Here is a 16,489-nt window from a genome sequence, read left to right on the forward strand (position 1 = left end):
GATGTCAGACTCGGTTGCGCCGCGTCAGCGCCGCTTCGCTCTGTTCCATCAGCTTGGTGATGATCTCGGCCACCGGCTCTTCCTCGGTCACCAGCGAGACGCTTTGCCCCGCCATCAGCGAACCGCCTTCGACATCGCCGTCGATTACCGCGCGGCGCAGCGCACCTGCCCAGAAGTGCTCGATCTGCAATTGCGCTTCGCCCATGTCGACCTTGCCTTCGTCGAGCAGCTTGGCGACTTCACGCTGCTTGGCGGAGAATTCCTCGGTGCCCTTGTTCTTCAGCGCGCGTACCGGGATCACTGGCAGGCGCGGATCGACCTGCACGCTGGTCTCCGCATCGCGGGCCTTGGCGCGGAAGAAGGCCTTCTTGAAGTCGGGATGGGCAATGCTTTCCTTGGCGCAGGCGAAGCGGGTGCCCAGTTGCACCCCCGACGCGCCCATTTCCAGGTAGGCGGCGATCATGTCACCGGTGCCGATGCCGCCGGCGACGAAGACGACATGGTCTTCCGCCAGTTCGGGCAGGAATTCCTGCGCCAACACCGAGGTCGCCACCGGGCCAATATGCCCGCCCGCCTCGTTGCCCTCGATCACCAGCGCATCCGCGCCGGAGCGCAGCAGCTTCTTCGCCAGCGCCAGCGTGGGGGCGAAGACCAGCACCTTCGCGCCCGATGCCTTGATCGCCTCTACGCTGCCCTTGGGCGGGATGCCGCCGGCCAGCACCACGTGGCCCACGCCATGCTTCGTGCAGACCTCGATCAGGTCGAACAACTGCGGGTGCATGGTGATCAGGTTCACGCCGAAGGGCTTGTCAGTCAGCTTCTTCGTCTCGGCGATTTCGGTATCGAGCAGTTCGGGCGTCATCGCCCCGCAGGCGATCACGCCGAAGCCACCGGCATTGCTGATGGCCGAAACAAGGTTGCGCTCCGACACCCAGCTCATGGCGCCGCACAGGATCGCATGTTCGGTGCCGAGAAATTCGCTGCCGCGCGCCATCAGCGCGCTCGTCTTGGGATAGCTGGTCATGGCCAGCGTCTTTAGTGGCGACATGCGCGCGCGGCAATGATATTGCCCTTGCCACTGCCCTCGCATAACAATTGCAGCACGGATTGCCTGGCGATTCCACTCTGCCGGGTGACAAAGCCGGGGGTATATCTATGAATTTCCAGAGGTTCATCGCGCTGGCATGCGCCGTTATCGGACTGGCCGCCCTGCCGCAGGCTGCCCAGGCGCAGACCGACTCCTTCCGCATCGACGCCAATTCCACCCACACGACCGAGCTCAGCATCTGCAACCCGGTCGTGCGGATCGAGATGGCTGGCGACGGTGACACCGACCTCGATTTCGTCATCACCAACTCGCGCGGGGAGACGGTGCATTCGGACTACGGCCTGTCCGACCGCAGCTCCGCCACCCTCTATCGCCGCAGCGACGTGCAGTGCGAGGAGTTCGTCCTGCGCACCACCAACCTGGGCGGGGTGTGGAACCTGCTCGACGTCAGCCTGGAGAACATCCAGAGCGACACCGGCAACCCGATCGACACCGACAGCTACCGTGTGGATGCCAATTCCACCCACCGCGTGGAGATGAATATCTGCTCGCCGCAGGTGCGCATCGACGTGCGCGGCGACGGCGACACCGATCTCGATTTCGTGATCCGCAATTCGCGCGGGGAGATCGTTCATTCCGACTACGACCTGACCGATCAGACCAGCACCACGCTCTACCGCCGCAGCGGCGTCGAGTGCGAGGAATTCGAGCTGACCACCACCAACCTGGGCGATGTCTACAACCGCTATGTGGTGCAGCTGGAAGACGTGGTGCAGGATCGCACCGTGGCCGCGCGCGGATCGGGCGACGGCTACAACCGTGACATTTCCATCCAGAACCGCACCGGCCAGACGATCATGTATCTCTACTGGTCGAACGTCGCCGCCAGCAACTGGGGCGAGGACCGGCTTGGTTCGGGCGTGCTGGCCAACATGCAGGACTGGAACGTGACCGTCGATGACGGCTCCGGCGCCTGCCGCTTCGACTTCATGGCCCGCCTCGCCGACGGACGCGAGCTGGAGCAACGCAACGTCGACGTCTGCTCGGTGTACGTGGTGCAGTTCGCCGGCGGCGGAAAGTAGCCAGCCGGTCCTGTGGCCTGGTCCCTGACCGGGGGGACTGGGATCAGGCCGCCTCTTCCTCCGCGTCCAGCCCATAGGCCGTGTGCAGCACGCGCACGGCCAGTTCGGTTTCGTCCTCGTCGATCAGCACGGAAACCTTGATTTCCGAGGTGGAGATCGCCTGCACGTTGATGCCGCGATCGGCCAGCGCCTTGAACATGGTGGCGGCGACGCCCGCATGGCTCTTCATGCCCATCCCCACGACCGAGACCTTGGCCACCTTGCTGTCGGTGATCACGCGGTTGAAGCCGATCTTGTCGCGCAGGTTCTCCAGCAGCGCCTGGGCGCGCGCCAGTTCCGCCTGCGGCACGGTGAAGGTCACGTCGGTCTCGCCCTTGTCGCGGCCCACGTTCTGGATGATCATGTCGACGTTGATGCCGGCCTCACCCAAGGGGGTGAAGATATCGGCCACCGCCCCCGGCTTGTCGGGCACGCGGGTCAGCACCACGCGGGCTTCGTTCTTGTCGTGGGCGATGCCGGTGACGGACTGACGTTCCATATCTGTGTTCTCCAGGATTTCCTGCATCTCTGCTTCCGACACGATCATGGTGCCGGGCAGGGTATCGGCGGGCGGGGAGCTTTCGTCGACGAAGGACGACAGCACCTGCACGCGCACGTTGTGCTTCATGGCGAGGCTGACCGAACGGGTCTGCAGCACCTTGGCACCGACCGAGGCCAGTTCGAGCATTTCCTCGAACGAGACGTACTTGATCTTGCGGGCCCGCGCGACGATGCGCGGGTCGGTGGTGTAGACGCCGTCGACGTCGGTGTAGATGTCGCAGCGATCGGCTTTGATGGCTGCTGCCACGGCCACGGCCGAGGTGTCGGACCCGCCGCGCCCCATGGTGGTGATGCGGCCATCGTCGGACACGCCCTGGAAGCCGGGAATGATGGCGATCTCGCCCTGCTCCATCGACGCCAGCAGGCGATCCGCCTCGATATCGTCGACGCGGGCATTGGCATGGTTGGCAAAGGTCTTCACCGGCAATTGCCAGCCCAGCCAGCTGCGCGCCTTGCAGCCCATGGCCTGCAGGGTCAGCGCCAGCAGGCCGGCCGTGACCTGCTCGCCGCTGGATACCACCACGTCGTATTCGGCGGGATCGTAGAGCGGATTTGCCTCGCGGCAGAAGTTCACCAGCCGGTCGGTCTCGCCGGCCATGGCGGACACGACGACGGCAACCTGGTTGCCGCCGGCCGCCTGCGCGCGGACGATATTCGCCACGCGTCGGATCCGCTCGGTGCCTGCCACCGAGGTGCCGCCGAATTTCATCACTATGCGGGCCAAACTGCCCCCCTTTGTGCCTATTGGTCGAATGCCTGCGCGCTGTTAGTGGGACCTTATGTCCGACGCAAATGTCACAAATGCAACTATCCGTCCGGCCGAAGCCGCGCATTTCGGCGCGCTGGCGGCGGACTGGTGGAACCCGGCGGGTTCCTCCGCCATGCTGCACAAGCTGAACCCCGTACGCCTCGCCTTCCTGCGCGAGGCGGTGGACCTGCATTGGGGCGGCGATATCGAGAGCGTGAAGCCGCTGACGGGCAAGACCGCGCTCGACGTCGGTTGCGGCGCGGGGTTACTGTGTGAGCCGCTTTCCCGCCTGGGTGCGGACGTCACCGGCGTCGATGCCAGCCCGGAGAACACGCAGGCCGCCGCCGCCCATGCCGATGGCGCGGGCCTCGATATCCGCTACATTCCCGGAGAGCTGGGCACGCTGGGCCTCGGCCAGTTCGACCTCGTCACCTCGATGGAAGTGATCGAGCATGTCGAGGACAAGGCGGAGTTCGTCTGCCAGCTCGCCGCGCACCTCGCCCCCGGCGGACTGATGGTGCTCTCCACCCCCAACCGCACGCTCGCCAGCCGCACGCTACTGATCGGCGCGGCCGAGGCGCTGGGCGCGGTGCCCAAGGGCACGCACCACTGGGAAGACTTCGTGACGCCGGAGGAGCTGGAGGCGCTGTTGACCGACGCTGGCCTGACCATGGGTCAGCCGCGGGGGATCAGCTGGCTGCCGACCAAGGGGCTGCACCTGTCGGCCGACATGTCACTCAACTACATCGTGACGGCGACGCACGCCTGATCAGGGAATGATCGGCATGGAGGAGCGAGCGTTCCTCCTCGTCTTCCTACTCCTCGGCTCCAGACTGTGCCTGCGCCTGTGCCGACCGCAGGGCGCGGCATTCCTCGCCGGTGAGCACGGCTTGCCAGTTCACAGCACGACCGGGGTCGTCGGAAAACACGCCGTCCACGCCGATGCCATGCAGGGCCGCCAGCACCGCCGCGTCGCAACCGCTGACTGCGGGATCGGAGCCACTGCGCGCCATCGGCGGCAGGAAATGGTTCTCCTTGCGCATGGTCCAGCCGTGCACCAGCAGCCCGGCGGCATGGGCATTCTCGGTGAGACCGGTTGAATCGCCCTGATCGTCCAGCAGCAGCGTGATGGCCACGCCAATGCCGTCGGCATAGCGGGCGATGTCGTTCAGGCCATCCGGCGTCAGCATCTGCGCATAGCTGAGTTCGCCCCGGTCGAACGGTCCGCCGTCAGGCTCGGCCAGCTGGATCAGGCGCAGGTCCGTCATCCCCTTCAGCCGTTCAAGCACGCCGACCTCGAAGCTCTGGATGAACACCAGGTCATCCGCGGAGCGATAGCCTGCCGCGTGCAGCTGGGTGACCAGCAGGTCCGCAGTGTTATGTCCGATGCTGGCGAAATAGCTGGGGTGCTTCAGTTCGGGATAGAGGCCGATGCGACGGCCGGTCTCGGCCTCCAGCGCCCGCACCAGCCGGATGATCTCGGCCAGCGTCGGCACCTGGTAGAGACCGTCAAAGGCCGTGTTGGAAACCCGCAGCTCCGGCAAACGTTCGCGGGCGCGCAGCGTGCGCAGCTCGGCCAAAGTGAAGTCCTCGGTGAACCAGCCGGTCACCTCTTCCCCGTCGATCACGCGGGTGGTCAGGCGGCTGGCGAATTCGGGGCGCTGGTCGACATCGGTGGTGCCCGAGATGTCGTTCTCGTGCCGCGCTACCAGCACGCCATCCTTCGTCACCACCAGGTCCGGCTCGATGTAATCGGCACCCTGCCGCACGCCTAGCTCGTAGGAGGCCAGCGTATGTTCGGGGCGATCTCCGCTTGCTCCGCGATGGGCGATAACCAGCATGCCGTCCTCCTCCTGCGCCTCGACGGGCATTGTCACCCCCAGTGAACCAAGCGCCAGCGCGAGGAAGGCCGGCAGATATCTCATGCCAAGGCCGTTTCCCAGTCGTCGACCTTGAAGCCGACCAGCAGCCCGCCGTCATGCTCCACCACCGGGCGCTTGATCATGCTGGGGTTCTTTACCAGCAATGTCGCCGCGCTGGCCGGTTCGTCAGCTTGCGCCTTCTCCGCATCGGACAGCTTGCGGAAGGTGGTGCCACGCTTGTTCAACACCGTGTCCACGCCCTTGGCAGCGATCCATGCGGCCACCTTGGCCGCGTCGGCCCCTTCCTTCTTGTAATCGTGGAAGGTGTAGTCGATGCCCTGCGCCTCCAGCCACAGCCTCGCCTTCTTCACCGTGTCGCAATTGGGGATGCCGTAGAAATGGATCACTGTTCGTCCTTTGCTGCAAAGCTGTGTGTGCGCGGATTGTTACAGGCGTACAGCGTGTAGTCCGCATAATAGCGCGCGCGGCCCTCTGCCTGCGCCACGCGGTGTTCGGCCACCTTGCCCCACGCCCGTGCCGATGCCTCGTCCTGCCATTCGGACATGGCCACCACTTCGCCGTCGTCGGCGACATAGCTCTTGAAGGAGAGGAAGCCCGGCTGTTGCCGCGCCATCGCCTCCATCTCCTCCGCCCGTGCATCGTAGGCGGCCTGGTCGATGTCGGCGCGCTTGCGGTTGCGGAAGACCACGAGGAACATGGCGCCTTATCCGAGGTGTGCGTCGGCGATGGCAACCGCCAGTGCGTCTGCCGCATCGGCGCCGACCACCTGCACGCCGGGCAACAGCACTTTCAGCATGGCCTGTACCTGCGCCTTGTCTGCCCCGCCGGTGCCGACCACGGCCTTCTTCACCTTGCGCGCCGCGTGTTCGAACACGTCCAGGCTGGCTGCACCGCAAGCTGCCAGCACCGCACCACGCGCCTGCGCCAGCTTCAGCGTCGACTGCGGGTTCTTGTTGACGAAGACTTCCTCGCACGCCGCCCGGTCAGGCGCATGGGTGGCGATCACCGCAGCAATGGCATCGTGCAGGTGGTTGAGGCGCGCCGCCATCGGCGCCCTGGCGTCGGTCTTCACCTCGCCATTGGCGACGTGGCTGATGCGACTGCCCTCGGCCCGCACCACGCCCCAGCCGGTGCAGCTGAGCGAGGGATCGAGGCCGAGGATAATCATCGCCGGACTCAGTTCCCGATCTTCTCCATCACCTCGTCGGAGATGTCGTAGTTGCCCCAGACGGTCTGCACGTCGTCATCGTCGTCCAGCGCGTCGATCAGCTTGAGCAGGGTACCTGCCGCGCCTTCGTCCAGCTCGACGGTAAGGTTGGGCTTCCACGCCAGCTTGACATTCTCGGCCTCGCCCAATGCCTTTTCCATCGCGCTGGCGACTTCGTGCAGCGCGGTGGCCTCGGTCCAGATGGTGTGGCCATCTTCCGTGCTCTCGATGTCGTCGGCACCCGCTTCCATGGCAGCCATTAGCACGGTTTCCTCGTCGCCCGCGCTGGCCGGATACTCGATCAGGCCCTTGCGTTCGAAGCCGTGAGCAACCGAACCCTCGGTGCCCATATTGCCGCCGTTCTTGGCGAAGCAGTTGCGCACGTTGGTGGCCGTGCGGTTGCGGTTGTCGGTCAGCGCCTCGACGATGATCGCGCTGCCGCCGGGGCCGTAACCCTCGTAGCGGACCTCTTCGTAATTCTCGCCGTCCTGCGCACTCGCCTTGTCGATGGCGCGCTGGATGTTGTCCTTGGGCATGGACTGCGCCTTGGCGGTGTTGACCGCCAGGCGGAGGCGCGGGTTCATGTCCGGATCGGGCGTGCCCATCTTCGCGGCCACGGTGATTTCGCGGCTCAGCTTGGAGAACAGGTTGGAACGCTTCTTATCCTGCGCACCCTTGCGGTGCATGATGTTCTTGAATTTGGAATGGCCTGCCATGGTGCTTCTTCTGCGGGGTCCTGAAAATGAAAACGGGGCCTAGCCCAGCCCCGTCTTCCTATCAACGCCTAGGAGGCTTGGGGACTTACCCCATGCCGAGCGCGGCCTTGTAGGTATCGAGGATCATTTCCATCTCGCTGCGATCGTTGTGGTCCATCTTCCGCAGACGCACGATCTGGCGCATGATCTTGGTGTCGTAGCCGACTGCCTTGGCCTCGGAATAGACGTCGCGAATGTCGTCGGCGATGCCCTTCTTTTCTTCTTCGAGGCGCTCGATACGCTCGATCAGCAGGCGCAGGCGGTCGTCGGTGGCTTCGGCCATGGGGGTAATGCTCCAGTGTTTTGAGAATCGGTTGGCCGCTCGTTAGCCCAGCCGCTGGCGGGCCGAAACAGGCTTGGCGAATTTTCCCTAGCGCAGATCGGCCCTAACGCAGATCGGGGCGGTTCTTCTTCAGGCTCGCTTCCATGCGTTCGAGCTGCTCGGGCGTCGCCTCGCTCTGGTACTCGGTCTTCCACCGGTCCATCGGCATGCCGTGGATCAGTTCGCGCGCCATGGCCTTGTCGCCATCGTAGCCGGCATCGCGAATCCAGTCGGCCAGACAATTCCGGCAAAAACCTGCCAGTCCCATCAGTTCGATGTTCTGCGCATCGTGCCGATAGCGCAGGTGGCGCACCAGCCGACGGAAGGCCGCGGCGGCCACATCGTCGGGCAACATCTCGAGGGGATCGCGGGTATCGCTCATTTTTCGTCCTTGTCTTGTCTTGTTCGCCTGTCATAGGCGGGGGCATGGCAAAACTCGAACCGCGTCGCCGCAAGGTCAAGATCCTCGCCACCACTGGTCCGGCCAGTTCCGATCCGGACATGCTGCGCAACCTGCTGCTTGCCGGGGCCGATGCCTTCCGCGTCAACATGAGCCATGGCGAGCACGAGGTCCACGCCAAAACCATCGCCGCGATCCGCGCGCTGGAAAAGGAATACAATCGCCCCATCGCCATTCTCGCGGACCTGCAGGGCCCGAAGCTGCGCGTGGGCAAGTTTGCCGATGGCCGCGCCACCATCCCCCACGGGGCGGAATTCACCTTCGACCGCTCGCAAGAGCCGGGCGATGCCACGCGCGTCGAACTGCCGCATCCGGAAATCTTCGACGTGGTGGAGGAAGGCCAGCGGCTGCTGGTGAACGACGGCAAGATCCGCTTGCGGGTGAAGCAGGTCGGGCTCGATTCCATCACCTGCAAGGCCGAGGTCGGCGGCGTGATTTCGGACCGCAAGGGCGTGAACGTGCCCGATGCGGAGATTCCCATCCCCGCCCTCACCGACAAGGACCGGCGCGACCTCGCCTTCGCCATCGAACATGGCGTGGACTGGATCGGCCTGTCCTTCGTGCAGCGCCCGGACGACCTGGCCGAAGCGCGCAAGCTGATGGGCGGCTACGGCGCGCTCTGCGCCAAGATCGAGAAACCGCAGGCGGTGCGCCGCCTCGACGAGATCATCGAGCTGGCCGATGGCATCATGGTCGCTCGCGGAGACCTGGGCGTGGAGCTGGAGCCGCAGGAAGTGCCGCCGCTGCAGAAGAAGATCGTCAATGCCACGCGCCTGACAGGCAAGCCGGTGATCGTGGCGACGCAGATGCTCGAATCGATGATCGAGAGCCCCGCCCCGACGCGCGCCGAAGTCTCCGACGTCGCCAATGCCGTTTACGACGGCGCGGACTGCGTCATGCTGAGCGCGGAGACCGCTGCCGGTGCCTGGCCCGAGGAAGCCGTGCTGATGATGGATTCCATCGCTCGCCAGGTGGAGCGGGACGAGGGCTACAAGCAGCGCGTGCGCATGCTGGAAACGCCGCCCGACCCCACCACGGCCGACGCGCTGGCCCATGCCTGCATGACGATTGCCGACACGGTGAAGATCAATGCCATCGCCGTCTTCACCTGCTCGGGCAGCAGCGCCCGCCGCGTCGCGCGCGAACGCCCGGCCGTGCCACTGATGGTGCTGACGCCGTCCATGCGCGTGGCCCGGCGCGTGGCCTTGCTGTGGGGCGGCCACCCGGTCGCCACCAAGGACATCGGCAGCTTCGAGGAGATGATCGCCAAGGGCAAGCGCATGGCCCTGCGCCACGGCTTTGCCGGCGAAGGCGCGCGAATCGCGATGATGGCGGGTGTGCCCTTCGGCGTGGCCGGCGCGACGAACCTCGTCCACGTCGTCACCGTGAAGGGCAACGAGCTGGAGCACTACGACGGCGAGGGCTGAAGCCCCGCCGGTGCAATCGTCGATCTGGAAGTGAATGGAGCGGGCGAGGCGATTCGAACGCCCGACCCTCACCTTGGCAAGGTGATGCTCTACCCCTGAGCTACGCCCGCTCACTGGCGCTACCCGGAAGGTGATCCCGGGTGGGGAGCGGCGCAGTTAGCAGCGAGTCTTTGGCCTATCAAGGGCAAAAATGCAGCAAAACGTGCCGAATGTCGCGAAGGCTTGCCGCCGGGCCGCTTTGCCCTTCACAATGGGCCGAAAATCGCCACATGGGCGGTTACACAAACGCACAGAGCGGCACACAGCAGGAGCATAACCTTGGCCAGCATGGGACTGAATCTCGACGAACAGAAGGCAGTCGACCGTTTTCGCAAGCAGGTGGTCGAACCCAGCCAGACCAAGCTGGTGATCGTCGATTTCTGGGCCGAATGGTGCGGGCCCTGCAAGGCGCTGGCCCCGGTGCTGGAAAAGGTCGCGGCCGAATATGCCGACAAGGGCGTGGTGCTGGCCAAGATCGATGTCGATGAAGAGAAGTTCATCGCCAGCCAGTTCCAGGTGCAGTCGATTCCCACCGTCTACGCCATGTTCCAGGGCCAGCCGGTGGCGGACCTGACCCCGATGCGCAGCGAATCGCAGCTAAAGCAGGCACTCGACCAGCTGCTGCAGCAGTTGCCGGTGAAGGCAGGGGCCGCCGACGATGCCAACGGCGGCCAGCAGCAGCCCGATCTCGACCAGCTGGTGGGCATGGGCGAGCAATTGCTGGCCGAAGGCGATGCCGAACGCGCCGCTTCGGTCTTCATGCAGCTGTCGCAGATGGCGCCGGACAAGCCGGAAGTCGCTTCCGGCCTGATTCGCGCACTGGTCGCGGCCGGGCAGGCCGATACCGCCAAGCAGGCCTATGACGCCATGCCGCAGGACCTGAAGGACGATCCGCTTGTCGTGCAGGCGCACAGCGCACTGGAGCTGGCGGGCACGCAGGTGGACCAGGGCGAACTGGACAACCTGCGCCAGGCCGCGGCGGAGAGTCCCGCCGATGCCGAGGCGCAGCTGGCCTTCGCCGAAGCCGCCTTCGCCGCCGGCGAGCGTGACGAGGCCGCCGAAGTGCTGCTGCGCTCCATCGCCGCGCGCGAGGGCGAGGGCGAAAGCCCGGCCAAGGCCAAGCTGCTGCAGATGTTCGAAGCCGTCGGGCTGGAAGACCCCTGGGTCTCGACCCAGCGCCGCAAGCTGAGCCTGCTGCTGTTCGGATGAGCCTGCGCCTTTCCATCTTCCCCCTGACGGGCGCCATCCTGTTCCCCGACCTGCAGCTGCCGCTGCACATCTTCGAACCGCGCTATCGCGCCATGGTGGGCGACGCCCTGGCGCGTGACCGGCTGATCGGCATGATCCAGCCGACCGACAGCCTGGAAAGCGCGCCGCTCTACAATATCGGCTGCGTCGGCAAGATCGACGACGTCGAGACCAGCGAGGACGGGCGCTACAACATCGTGCTGACCGGCGCGGCGCGCTTCCGCGTCATTCGCGAGCTGGATGTCACCACCCCTTTCCGTCAGGTCGAGGCCGAACTGATCGAGGAACCCGAGGAAGAGTTCCTCACCCTGGGCGAACGCGCCAGCTTCGAACACGAGGCACGCAAGTTCGCCGACAGCCAGGGCTATGCCATCGACTGGGATTCGGTCGCCCGGCTCGACGATGTTTCGCTGATCAACGGCGTCTCGCAAATCGCGCCCTTCGATGCAGCGGCCAAGCAGGCCCTGCTGGAAGCCCCCAACCTGCGCGAACGCTGCGACCTGCTGGTGCAGCTGATGGAGTTCTTCGGGAAGAGCGATCCCGACGACGAGCATGTGACTCTTCAGTAGTTTCGACCGCGCCTCCGCGCGGTCGTCCTCGCTAGATGCGCAGCAAGCTGCGCCCGCTGCGGGCGCGCGATTGCGCTTGCGGCCCCTTGGGCCGTTCCAACACGACGTTTCGAGCAACTTGCTGGGTTCGGGCTGCAAGCCCGCAAGGGCGAACGCCCGCCCGCAGGTGCCGCGCAGCGAAGCGGAGCGAACAGCACCGAGGACGCGCCCACGGATGTGGGCGCATGAGACAAATTACAAATTAAACGCGCCGCGTAACCCGTCGATCACGTACTGCGCGGCCAGCGCCGCCAGCAGCACGCCCAGCAGGCGGGTGATCACGGCTTCCACGCGGTCGCCCAGCAGCTTGATCAGCGGACCGGCGGCGATCAGGGCGAGCATGGTGATGACCAGCACCGCGGCCAGTGCGCCAAGCACCACCAGCGACTGTTCCAGCCCTTCAGCCTCGTTCATCAGCAGCATGATCGCGGCGATGGCACCGGGACCGGCCAGCATGGGCATGGCCATGGGGAAGACGGAGACGTCCTCCACGTGCTCTCGCGTGGCGCGTTCGGCGCGTTCCTCGCGGCGCTGGGTGCGCTTCTCGAACACCATTTCCCAGGCGATCCAGAACAGCATCAGCCCGCCCGCGATGCGGAAGGCGTTGAGCTCGATGTGCAGCGCCGAGAGCAGGTCTTCCCCGAACAGGGCAAAGATCAGCAGGATGATGGCCGCGATCACGCTGGCGCGGATCGCCATCACGGCACGCTGGCGGCCACTCGCCCCCTTGGTCAGCCCGGCATAGATCGGCGCGCAGCCTGGCGGGTCGATTACCACGAACAGGGTGATGAAGGCGGAAATGAAGAGCTGGATCAGCATGGCCTATTCCCCTGCCGGGATTTCAAGCTCGATCACGCGCTGCCACGCGCCATCGCGCAGGTAGTGCGCGGTGACCGTGCGCGAACCGTCGGCGTTCAGGATGGATTGCCAGGTGAGGCTGGAATCGCGCGAGGTTGAAGCCTGCGTCGCTTCACCGGTGATGGCCAGCGGCAAGGCGCTCTGCCCGGCGGCAGGCTGGCAATCGGCCACGCGACCCTCGATCGAGGTCATGCCTTCGACGATTATGGCATCCTCGGGCAGTTCCTCTTCGGGCTGCGGTTCCGGCTGCGGATCGTCGGGCGTACCGGTGTCGTAGATGAACCTGTAGCTGTTGTCGGACTGCAATTCCCACACGGTAACGTAGTCACCGACCAGTCCGTTGGGGCGCAGGAACCGGCCAAGCGAGACGGCCAGCGTGCCATCGCAGCTCGACCACACGTGGGTCGGCGCCCAGCGGATGGGTTCGGCCGGGTCTGCCAACCCCGCCAGCAGTTCGCTGGCCGAGGCAAAACCGCCCGGAGCATCCATCATCGCATCGCCGGCGGCATATTCGCGAAAGGCCGTCCAGGTGCCCTGCTCGCGCGCCATCTTGGCAAAGGCGAAGTCGGCTGCGGCCACGCGGCCCGGATCGCCGATGGAGCCTTGCCGTTCGAGGAACTGGGTCGCTGCGCGCCGTTCGCGGCTGATGCGCTGCTGCGTCGGAGAAGAGCAGGCCACCAGCGCGGTGACGGCGATTGCGGCGATGGAGAAGCGCAGGATCATCCCCGCGCCCCTGCGCTCGCCCCGGCGATTTGTCAAAGCCTCAAGCGGCCCGGCCTCACAGGGCAACGTCTGCCAGGATATAGATCACCGCGTTCAGCGCCAGGATCAGCACCAGCGGGCTGAAATCGATGGCGCCGGTGTCGGGCATCAGCCGGCGGATCGGCCGCAGGAGCGGATCGAGCAGCGAATTGATCGACTGGAAAACCTGCATCAGGAATTCGTTGCGGCCGCTGATGACGTTGAACGAGAACAGCAGGCCGATGATGAACTGGATGATCACCAGGAACACGATCGCCTGGGCAATCATCGAAAGAATCTGGATCAGGGCGAGCACGCCGGTCTCCTAAGGTTGAATTGGGTTGAAGCGTATCACGCGGCTAATACAGGTCAAGCCGGGCCAAGTTCCTCGGCGCTGATCAGCGTGCCGGCACCGCGGCTGGTGAAGAATTCCAGCAGCATGGCATGCGGCACGCGCCCGTCGAGCACGACCGCCGCCTCGCAGCCGCCTTCCACGGCGTGGACGCAGGTCTCCAGCTTGGGGATCATACCGCCGCTGATGGTGCCGTCCTGCTGCAACCTGGCGATATCCGCCGGGCGCAGGTCGGTCAGCAGCTTGCCCTGCTTGTCGAGCACGCCGGAAACGTCGGTCAGCAGGAACAACCGCGCCGCGCCCAGTGCCGCCGCGATGGCGCCGGCCATGGTATCGGCATTGATGTTGTAGGTCTGGCCGTCCGCGCCCGCCGCGATGGGAGCGACGACCGGGATCATCCCGGCCTTGCTGGCGGTTTCGAGGATGGTGGTGTCGACAGTCGCCGGCTCGCCCACGAAGCCGAGGTCCACCGCCTGCTCGATATTGCTGTCCGGGTCCTTGACGGTGCGTTCCACCTTGCGGGCGGTGACCATCTTGCCGTCCTTGCCGGAAATGCCCAGCGCGCGGCCGCCCGACTGGGTAATCCAGCCGACCAGTTCCTTGTTGATCGCACCCGACAGCACCATTTCGGCGACGCTGGCGGTTTCCTTGTCGGTAACGCGCAGCCCGTCGACGAACTGGCTTTCGACGCCCAGCTTCTTCAGCATGGCGCCGATCTGCGGGCCGCCACCGTGCACCACCACCGGGTTGATGCCGACCGCCTTGAGCAACACGATATCCTCGGCAAAGTCCTGCGCCGCCTCGGGATCGCCCATGGCGTGGCCGCCGTACTTCACCACGAAGCTGCGCCCCGCGTAGCGCTGGAAATAGGGCAGCGCCTCGATCAGCGTTTCGGCTTTCGCCAGCATTCTCTCATGGGTCGGGTCGGTCATAGTGGGCAGCGCATTAGCCCGCCTGTGCCCCCTCGCCAATAGCCGCTTGCAGGAGGCGCGCGGCTTTGGGACAAGCTTGAGCCATGAAACGCGACCAATACGAAGAGCTGCTCGAGCCGCTGGAGCACGAGCTGGTGGCCATGGCCCGCTGGGCCAAGGCGCATGGCGAACGCATCTGCGTACTGTTCGAGGGGCGCGACACCGCCGGCAAGGGTGGCACGATCAAGGCCATCAGCGAGCGTATCAATCCGCGGCAGCTGCGCGTGGTCGCGCTGCCCAAGCCAAGCGAGATGGAACGCACCCAGTGGTATTTCCAGCGCTACGTCCCGCACCTGCCCGCCGCCGGCGAGATCGTGCTGTTCGACCGTTCCTGGTACAACCGCGCCGGCGTGGAGAAGGTGATGGGCTTCGCCACCGACGAGCAGGTCGAGAAGTTCCTGCACGAGGTGCCGACTTTCGAGAAGCTGCTGGTCGACGATGGCATCCGCCTGTTCAAGTACTGGCTCTCCGCCAGCCAGGAGGCGCAGGAGGAACGCTTTGCCGAGCGGCTGGAAGATCCGCTGAAGCGCTGGAAGCTGTCGCCGATCGACGTCGCCAGTCGCACCAAGTACGCCGAGTATTCCGCCGCGCGGGAAGCCATGTTCAAGGCCACGCACACCGCCCACGCGCCGTGGACGGTGGTCGACTACAACGACCAGAAGCTGGGCCGCCTGACGCTGATCCGCGACCTGCTGGACCGGCTGCCCGATACGCAGGTGGCGGACGAACCGCTCGACTGGCCGCAACTGGGCCATCCGCCGCTGACGGAGGAGTTCGACCACATCAAGCCGATCCCGTCATTCCCGGTCGAGGACTGATCCGCAGGTCGACAACTATGTAGGCCTCTGGTTGTCGAATAGTTGCGCGGCCAAGAGTGTTAACTAAATTCAAACAGATATTTGCGTAATTTACACGCCTCGAACCGTGACGAGGGACCACGGAGACTTTGGGGGCCTGGATGAGTGATACCAACGACAGCGAGGACCTGATGGCTGGCCGCCGTCAGAACGGCGACCGGCGCAAGCGCCAGATGCCGATTCCGTTTCCGGATCGTCGCAAGGGCGAACGCCGCAGCGGGCTCGATCGCCGCTCGGAACCGCGTATCAAGCAGACCTAGGCCAAGTCTTACCGCACCGGATATGGAAAAGTGCGACCCGCAAGGGCCGCCCTTTCTTCGTTCACAAATCGTGCGAATGAGTCTGCGGGGTCAGGCCTCCGCACGCGCCTTGTTGATGATGGCGGTAATCTCGTCGAGCAGCTTGAGCCGCTTCTTCTTCAGCGCCTCGGTACGCTCGTCGCTGGCAGCCTCGGTCTCTGCCTCGATCCGGTGCACCTCGCGGTTCACCTCGTGATAGTCGTCGGCAAGCCGCGCATAGTGCGCATCCTCGGTCTTCAGCCGGGTGACCAGGTCATGGTCGCGCTTGAAGATCTCGGTCAGCTCGTTCGGGGTGTGCTGGGACATGTAGGTTCCTTCCGCTGTAAAAGGCTGTGCGTTGTCTTCGCGCTAGCTCCCCGGCCGGGCCCGGGCTTTGCGCTGCGTCAATCGCGCGACTGCAAGCTCACCAGAAGAACACCAGCCAGAAAGCACCCAGTGGCAGCACCACCATTGTCACGCCGAACCAGCGCACATTTTCGCGCACGACCTGCGGTGCCAGCCGCAGGCCGTTGCCGGTGAAGACGGTCTCGTCCAGACGGCGCGGGGTCTTCGGGTCGAGGCGGGTGACTTTCCCCATGGCGCCAGGCTAAAAACAAATAGCTGTCAATATGTTAAGGTGCGCAACGGGCGGTTTGCGGATCAATCGAGGTCGGCCATGCAGGATATGTAGCGCTGCGCGTCGTTGTAGTAGTCATCGACCTCGTTTGCGTAGCGACGCAGGGCCCGGAAATAGTCATCCACTTGGCGTTGGTAGCTATCGACCTCCCACTGCGAGCAGCTGCGGGTTGTTGCGCAGAATGGCGTGCGCGGCTTCGTAAGGTAGGTCGATGGCGCCAGGGGTTGGGAGCAGAAGCTGAACTGCGCATTCGCCTCAATGGCTGGCACACTCACACCCGCAGCAAAGGCAAGTGCGGCGGTCACGAGAAGTTTAAATTTCATCGATTTCTCCCACATTCCGAAGCGTTGCATTGGCAGCAGATTCGA

Annotated in this window: 23 protein-coding genes and 1 tRNA gene; 7 read left to right on the plus strand and 17 right to left on the minus strand. The window is 65.0% G+C overall.

Annotation, left to right across the window (positions count from 1 at the left end; genetic code table 11):
- Positions 1 to 4: 4 nt before the first annotated feature.
- Positions 5 to 1,024 carry an NAD(P)H-dependent flavin oxidoreductase gene (locus OZN62_RS07985; RefSeq protein WP_269102130.1) on the minus strand — a complete coding sequence of 340 codons (1,020 nt, stop codon included), beginning with the start codon at positions 1,022 to 1,024 and terminating at the stop codon, positions 5 to 7.
- A 131-nt stretch (positions 1,025 to 1,155) separates the two neighbouring features.
- Here OZN62_RS07985 and OZN62_RS07990 point away from each other — a divergent pair, with 131 nt between their 5' ends.
- Entirely contained in the window at positions 1,156 to 2,130 is a 975-nt protein-coding gene (locus OZN62_RS07990; protein WP_269099039.1) for a hypothetical protein, read from the plus strand.
- Between the two features lie 43 nt (positions 2,131 to 2,173).
- Here the strand turns inward: OZN62_RS07990 and OZN62_RS07995 are convergent, their stop codons facing one another.
- Positions 2,174 to 3,454 carry an aspartate kinase gene (locus tag OZN62_RS07995; RefSeq protein ID WP_442864364.1) on the minus strand — a complete coding sequence of 427 codons (1,281 nt, stop codon included), beginning with the start codon at positions 3,452 to 3,454 and terminating at the stop codon, positions 2,174 to 2,176.
- 55 nt (positions 3,455 to 3,509) lie between these two features.
- Between OZN62_RS07995 and ubiG the strand changes: the two genes are divergently transcribed.
- Positions 3,510 to 4,247, plus strand: a complete 738-nt coding sequence (gene ubiG / locus OZN62_RS08000; protein ID WP_269099040.1) for a bifunctional 2-polyprenyl-6-hydroxyphenol methylase/3-demethylubiquinol 3-O-methyltransferase UbiG — start codon at positions 3,510 to 3,512, stop codon at positions 4,245 to 4,247.
- Between the two features lie 46 nt (positions 4,248 to 4,293).
- On the opposite strand, the gene OZN62_RS08005 is transcribed toward ubiG, so the two are convergent.
- The 7 genes from OZN62_RS08005 to OZN62_RS08035 form a co-directional block, all read right to left on the minus strand.
- Entirely contained in the window at positions 4,294 to 5,403 is a 1,110-nt protein-coding gene (locus tag OZN62_RS08005) for a glycerophosphodiester phosphodiesterase (protein ID WP_442864365.1), read from the minus strand.
- Positions 5,400 to 5,747 (minus strand): ArsC family reductase, encoded by a 348-nt coding sequence (locus OZN62_RS08010; protein WP_269099041.1) that lies wholly within the window; start codon positions 5,745 to 5,747, stop codon positions 5,400 to 5,402. Before OZN62_RS08010 ends, OZN62_RS08005 begins: the two co-directional genes overlap by 4 nt.
- Positions 5,744 to 6,058 carry an antibiotic biosynthesis monooxygenase family protein gene (locus OZN62_RS08015; RefSeq protein WP_269099042.1) on the minus strand — a complete coding sequence of 105 codons (315 nt, stop codon included), beginning with the start codon at positions 6,056 to 6,058 and terminating at the stop codon, positions 5,744 to 5,746. Before OZN62_RS08015 ends, OZN62_RS08010 begins: the two co-directional genes overlap by 4 nt.
- 6 nt (positions 6,059 to 6,064) lie before the next feature.
- On the minus strand, positions 6,065 to 6,529 hold the full coding sequence (gene ruvC / locus OZN62_RS08020) for a crossover junction endodeoxyribonuclease RuvC (protein ID WP_269099043.1): 465 nt from the start codon (positions 6,527 to 6,529) through the stop codon (positions 6,065 to 6,067).
- An 8-nt stretch (positions 6,530 to 6,537) separates the two neighbouring features.
- Entirely contained in the window at positions 6,538 to 7,284 is a 747-nt protein-coding gene (locus OZN62_RS08025) for a YebC/PmpR family DNA-binding transcriptional regulator (protein ID WP_269099044.1), read from the minus strand.
- A gap of 85 nt (positions 7,285 to 7,369) precedes the next feature.
- The gene (locus tag OZN62_RS08030) at positions 7,370 to 7,606 is read right to left on the minus strand and encodes a DUF2312 domain-containing protein (RefSeq protein ID WP_269099045.1); all 237 of its coding nucleotides are present in this window, start codon (positions 7,604 to 7,606) and stop codon (positions 7,370 to 7,372) included.
- Positions 7,607 to 7,709: 103 nt separating this feature from the next.
- The gene (locus OZN62_RS08035) at positions 7,710 to 8,027 is read right to left on the minus strand and encodes a DUF1244 domain-containing protein (protein ID WP_269099046.1); all 318 of its coding nucleotides are present in this window, start codon (positions 8,025 to 8,027) and stop codon (positions 7,710 to 7,712) included.
- 44 nt (positions 8,028 to 8,071) lie between these two features.
- On the opposite strand from OZN62_RS08035, the gene pyk reads away from it, so the two are divergent.
- Entirely contained in the window at positions 8,072 to 9,532 is a 1,461-nt protein-coding gene (gene pyk / locus OZN62_RS08040; protein WP_269099047.1) for a pyruvate kinase, read from the plus strand.
- A 35-nt stretch (positions 9,533 to 9,567) separates the two neighbouring features.
- Here pyk and OZN62_RS08045 read toward each other — a convergent pair.
- Positions 9,568 to 9,642: transfer RNA gene (locus OZN62_RS08045), tRNA-Gly, on the minus strand.
- 217 nt (positions 9,643 to 9,859) lie between these two features.
- Here OZN62_RS08045 and trxA point away from each other — a divergent pair.
- Complete coding sequence (trxA, locus tag OZN62_RS08050; RefSeq protein WP_269102133.1) at positions 9,860 to 10,780, plus strand: thioredoxin; 921 nt, start codon at positions 9,860 to 9,862, stop codon at positions 10,778 to 10,780.
- Entirely contained in the window at positions 10,777 to 11,388 is a 612-nt protein-coding gene (locus OZN62_RS08055; protein ID WP_269099048.1) for an LON peptidase substrate-binding domain-containing protein, read from the plus strand. Before trxA ends, OZN62_RS08055 begins: the two co-directional genes overlap by 4 nt.
- A 234-nt stretch (positions 11,389 to 11,622) precedes the next feature.
- Here OZN62_RS08055 and OZN62_RS08060 read toward each other — a convergent pair whose 3' ends face one another.
- Genes OZN62_RS08060 through argB form a run of 4 tightly spaced genes read right to left on the minus strand, consistent with a single transcriptional unit; the run spans position 11,623 to position 14,310 of the window.
- Positions 11,623 to 12,243, minus strand: a complete 621-nt coding sequence (locus tag OZN62_RS08060) for a MarC family protein (RefSeq protein ID WP_269102134.1) — start codon at positions 12,241 to 12,243, stop codon at positions 11,623 to 11,625.
- Between the two features lie 6 nt (positions 12,244 to 12,249).
- A complete protein-coding gene (locus OZN62_RS08065; protein ID WP_269099049.1) occupies positions 12,250 to 13,008 on the minus strand; it encodes a hypothetical protein in 759 nt (252 codons plus the stop codon).
- Between the two features lie 55 nt (positions 13,009 to 13,063).
- Positions 13,064 to 13,342 (minus strand): YggT family protein, encoded by a 279-nt coding sequence (locus tag OZN62_RS08070; RefSeq protein WP_330848734.1) that lies wholly within the window; start codon positions 13,340 to 13,342, stop codon positions 13,064 to 13,066.
- Between the two features lie 53 nt (positions 13,343 to 13,395).
- Positions 13,396 to 14,310 (minus strand): acetylglutamate kinase, encoded by a 915-nt coding sequence (gene argB / locus OZN62_RS08075; RefSeq protein ID WP_269099050.1) that lies wholly within the window; start codon positions 14,308 to 14,310, stop codon positions 13,396 to 13,398.
- Between the two features lie 83 nt (positions 14,311 to 14,393).
- Between argB and ppk2 the strand changes: the two genes are divergently transcribed.
- Positions 14,394 to 15,167 carry a polyphosphate kinase 2 gene (ppk2, locus tag OZN62_RS08080; protein ID WP_269099051.1) on the plus strand — a complete coding sequence of 258 codons (774 nt, stop codon included), beginning with the start codon at positions 14,394 to 14,396 and terminating at the stop codon, positions 15,165 to 15,167.
- A gap of 140 nt (positions 15,168 to 15,307) precedes the next feature.
- Positions 15,308 to 15,466 (plus strand): hypothetical protein, encoded by a 159-nt coding sequence (locus OZN62_RS08085; protein WP_269099052.1) that lies wholly within the window; start codon positions 15,308 to 15,310, stop codon positions 15,464 to 15,466.
- Between the two features lie 90 nt (positions 15,467 to 15,556).
- On the opposite strand, the gene OZN62_RS08090 is transcribed toward OZN62_RS08085, so the two are convergent.
- From OZN62_RS08090 to OZN62_RS08100, 3 genes are all read right to left on the minus strand, one after another.
- A complete protein-coding gene (locus tag OZN62_RS08090; protein WP_269099053.1) occupies positions 15,557 to 15,811 on the minus strand; it encodes a YdcH family protein in 255 nt (84 codons plus the stop codon).
- Positions 15,812 to 15,908: 97 nt separating this feature from the next.
- Positions 15,909 to 16,082, minus strand: a complete 174-nt coding sequence (locus tag OZN62_RS08095; protein WP_269099054.1) for a hypothetical protein — start codon at positions 16,080 to 16,082, stop codon at positions 15,909 to 15,911.
- Between the two features lie 62 nt (positions 16,083 to 16,144).
- Complete coding sequence (locus OZN62_RS08100) at positions 16,145 to 16,444, minus strand: hypothetical protein (protein WP_269099055.1); 300 nt, start codon at positions 16,442 to 16,444, stop codon at positions 16,145 to 16,147.
- Positions 16,445 to 16,489: the final 45 nt, after the last annotated feature.

The organism is Aurantiacibacter sp. MUD11, assembly GCF_026967575.1.
In the GTDB taxonomy this organism is placed as follows: Bacteria; Pseudomonadota; Alphaproteobacteria; order Sphingomonadales; family Sphingomonadaceae; genus Alteraurantiacibacter.

Coding starts and splice junctions, on each gene's coding strand:
- OZN62_RS07985 (WP_269102130.1), bottom strand. CDS start 1,024: ATGACCAGCTATCCCAAGACGAGCGCGCTGATGGCGCGCGGCAGCGAA.
- OZN62_RS07990 (WP_269099039.1), top strand. CDS start 1,156: ATGAATTTCCAGAGGTTCATCGCGCTGGCATGCGCCGTTATCGGACTG.
- ubiG (WP_269099040.1), top strand. CDS start 3,510: ATGTCCGACGCAAATGTCACAAATGCAACTATCCGTCCGGCCGAAGCC.
- OZN62_RS08005 (WP_442864365.1), bottom strand. CDS start 5,403: ATGAGATATCTGCCGGCCTTCCTCGCGCTGGCGCTTGGTTCACTGGGG.
- OZN62_RS08015 (WP_269099042.1), bottom strand. CDS start 6,058: ATGTTCCTCGTGGTCTTCCGCAACCGCAAGCGCGCCGACATCGACCAG.
- ruvC (WP_269099043.1), bottom strand. CDS start 6,529: ATGATTATCCTCGGCCTCGATCCCTCGCTCAGCTGCACCGGCTGGGGC.
- OZN62_RS08025 (WP_269099044.1), bottom strand. CDS start 7,284: ATGGCAGGCCATTCCAAATTCAAGAACATCATGCACCGCAAGGGTGCG.
- OZN62_RS08030 (WP_269099045.1), bottom strand. CDS start 7,606: ATGGCCGAAGCCACCGACGACCGCCTGCGCCTGCTGATCGAGCGTATC.
- OZN62_RS08035 (WP_269099046.1), bottom strand. CDS start 8,027: ATGAGCGATACCCGCGATCCCCTCGAGATGTTGCCCGACGATGTGGCC.
- pyk (WP_269099047.1), top strand. CDS start 8,072: ATGGCAAAACTCGAACCGCGTCGCCGCAAGGTCAAGATCCTCGCCACC.
- trxA (WP_269102133.1), top strand. CDS start 9,860: ATGGGACTGAATCTCGACGAACAGAAGGCAGTCGACCGTTTTCGCAAG.
- OZN62_RS08055 (WP_269099048.1), top strand. CDS start 10,777: ATGAGCCTGCGCCTTTCCATCTTCCCCCTGACGGGCGCCATCCTGTTC.
- OZN62_RS08065 (WP_269099049.1), bottom strand. CDS start 13,008: ATGATCCTGCGCTTCTCCATCGCCGCAATCGCCGTCACCGCGCTGGTG.
- argB (WP_269099050.1), bottom strand. CDS start 14,310: ATGACCGACCCGACCCATGAGAGAATGCTGGCGAAAGCCGAAACGCTG.
- ppk2 (WP_269099051.1), top strand. CDS start 14,394: ATGAAACGCGACCAATACGAAGAGCTGCTCGAGCCGCTGGAGCACGAG.
- OZN62_RS08085 (WP_269099052.1), top strand. CDS start 15,308: ATGAGTGATACCAACGACAGCGAGGACCTGATGGCTGGCCGCCGTCAG.
- OZN62_RS08090 (WP_269099053.1), bottom strand. CDS start 15,811: ATGTCCCAGCACACCCCGAACGAGCTGACCGAGATCTTCAAGCGCGAC.
- OZN62_RS08095 (WP_269099054.1), bottom strand. CDS start 16,082: ATGGGGAAAGTCACCCGCCTCGACCCGAAGACCCCGCGCCGTCTGGAC.
- OZN62_RS08100 (WP_269099055.1), bottom strand. CDS start 16,444: ATGAAATTTAAACTTCTCGTGACCGCCGCACTTGCCTTTGCTGCGGGT.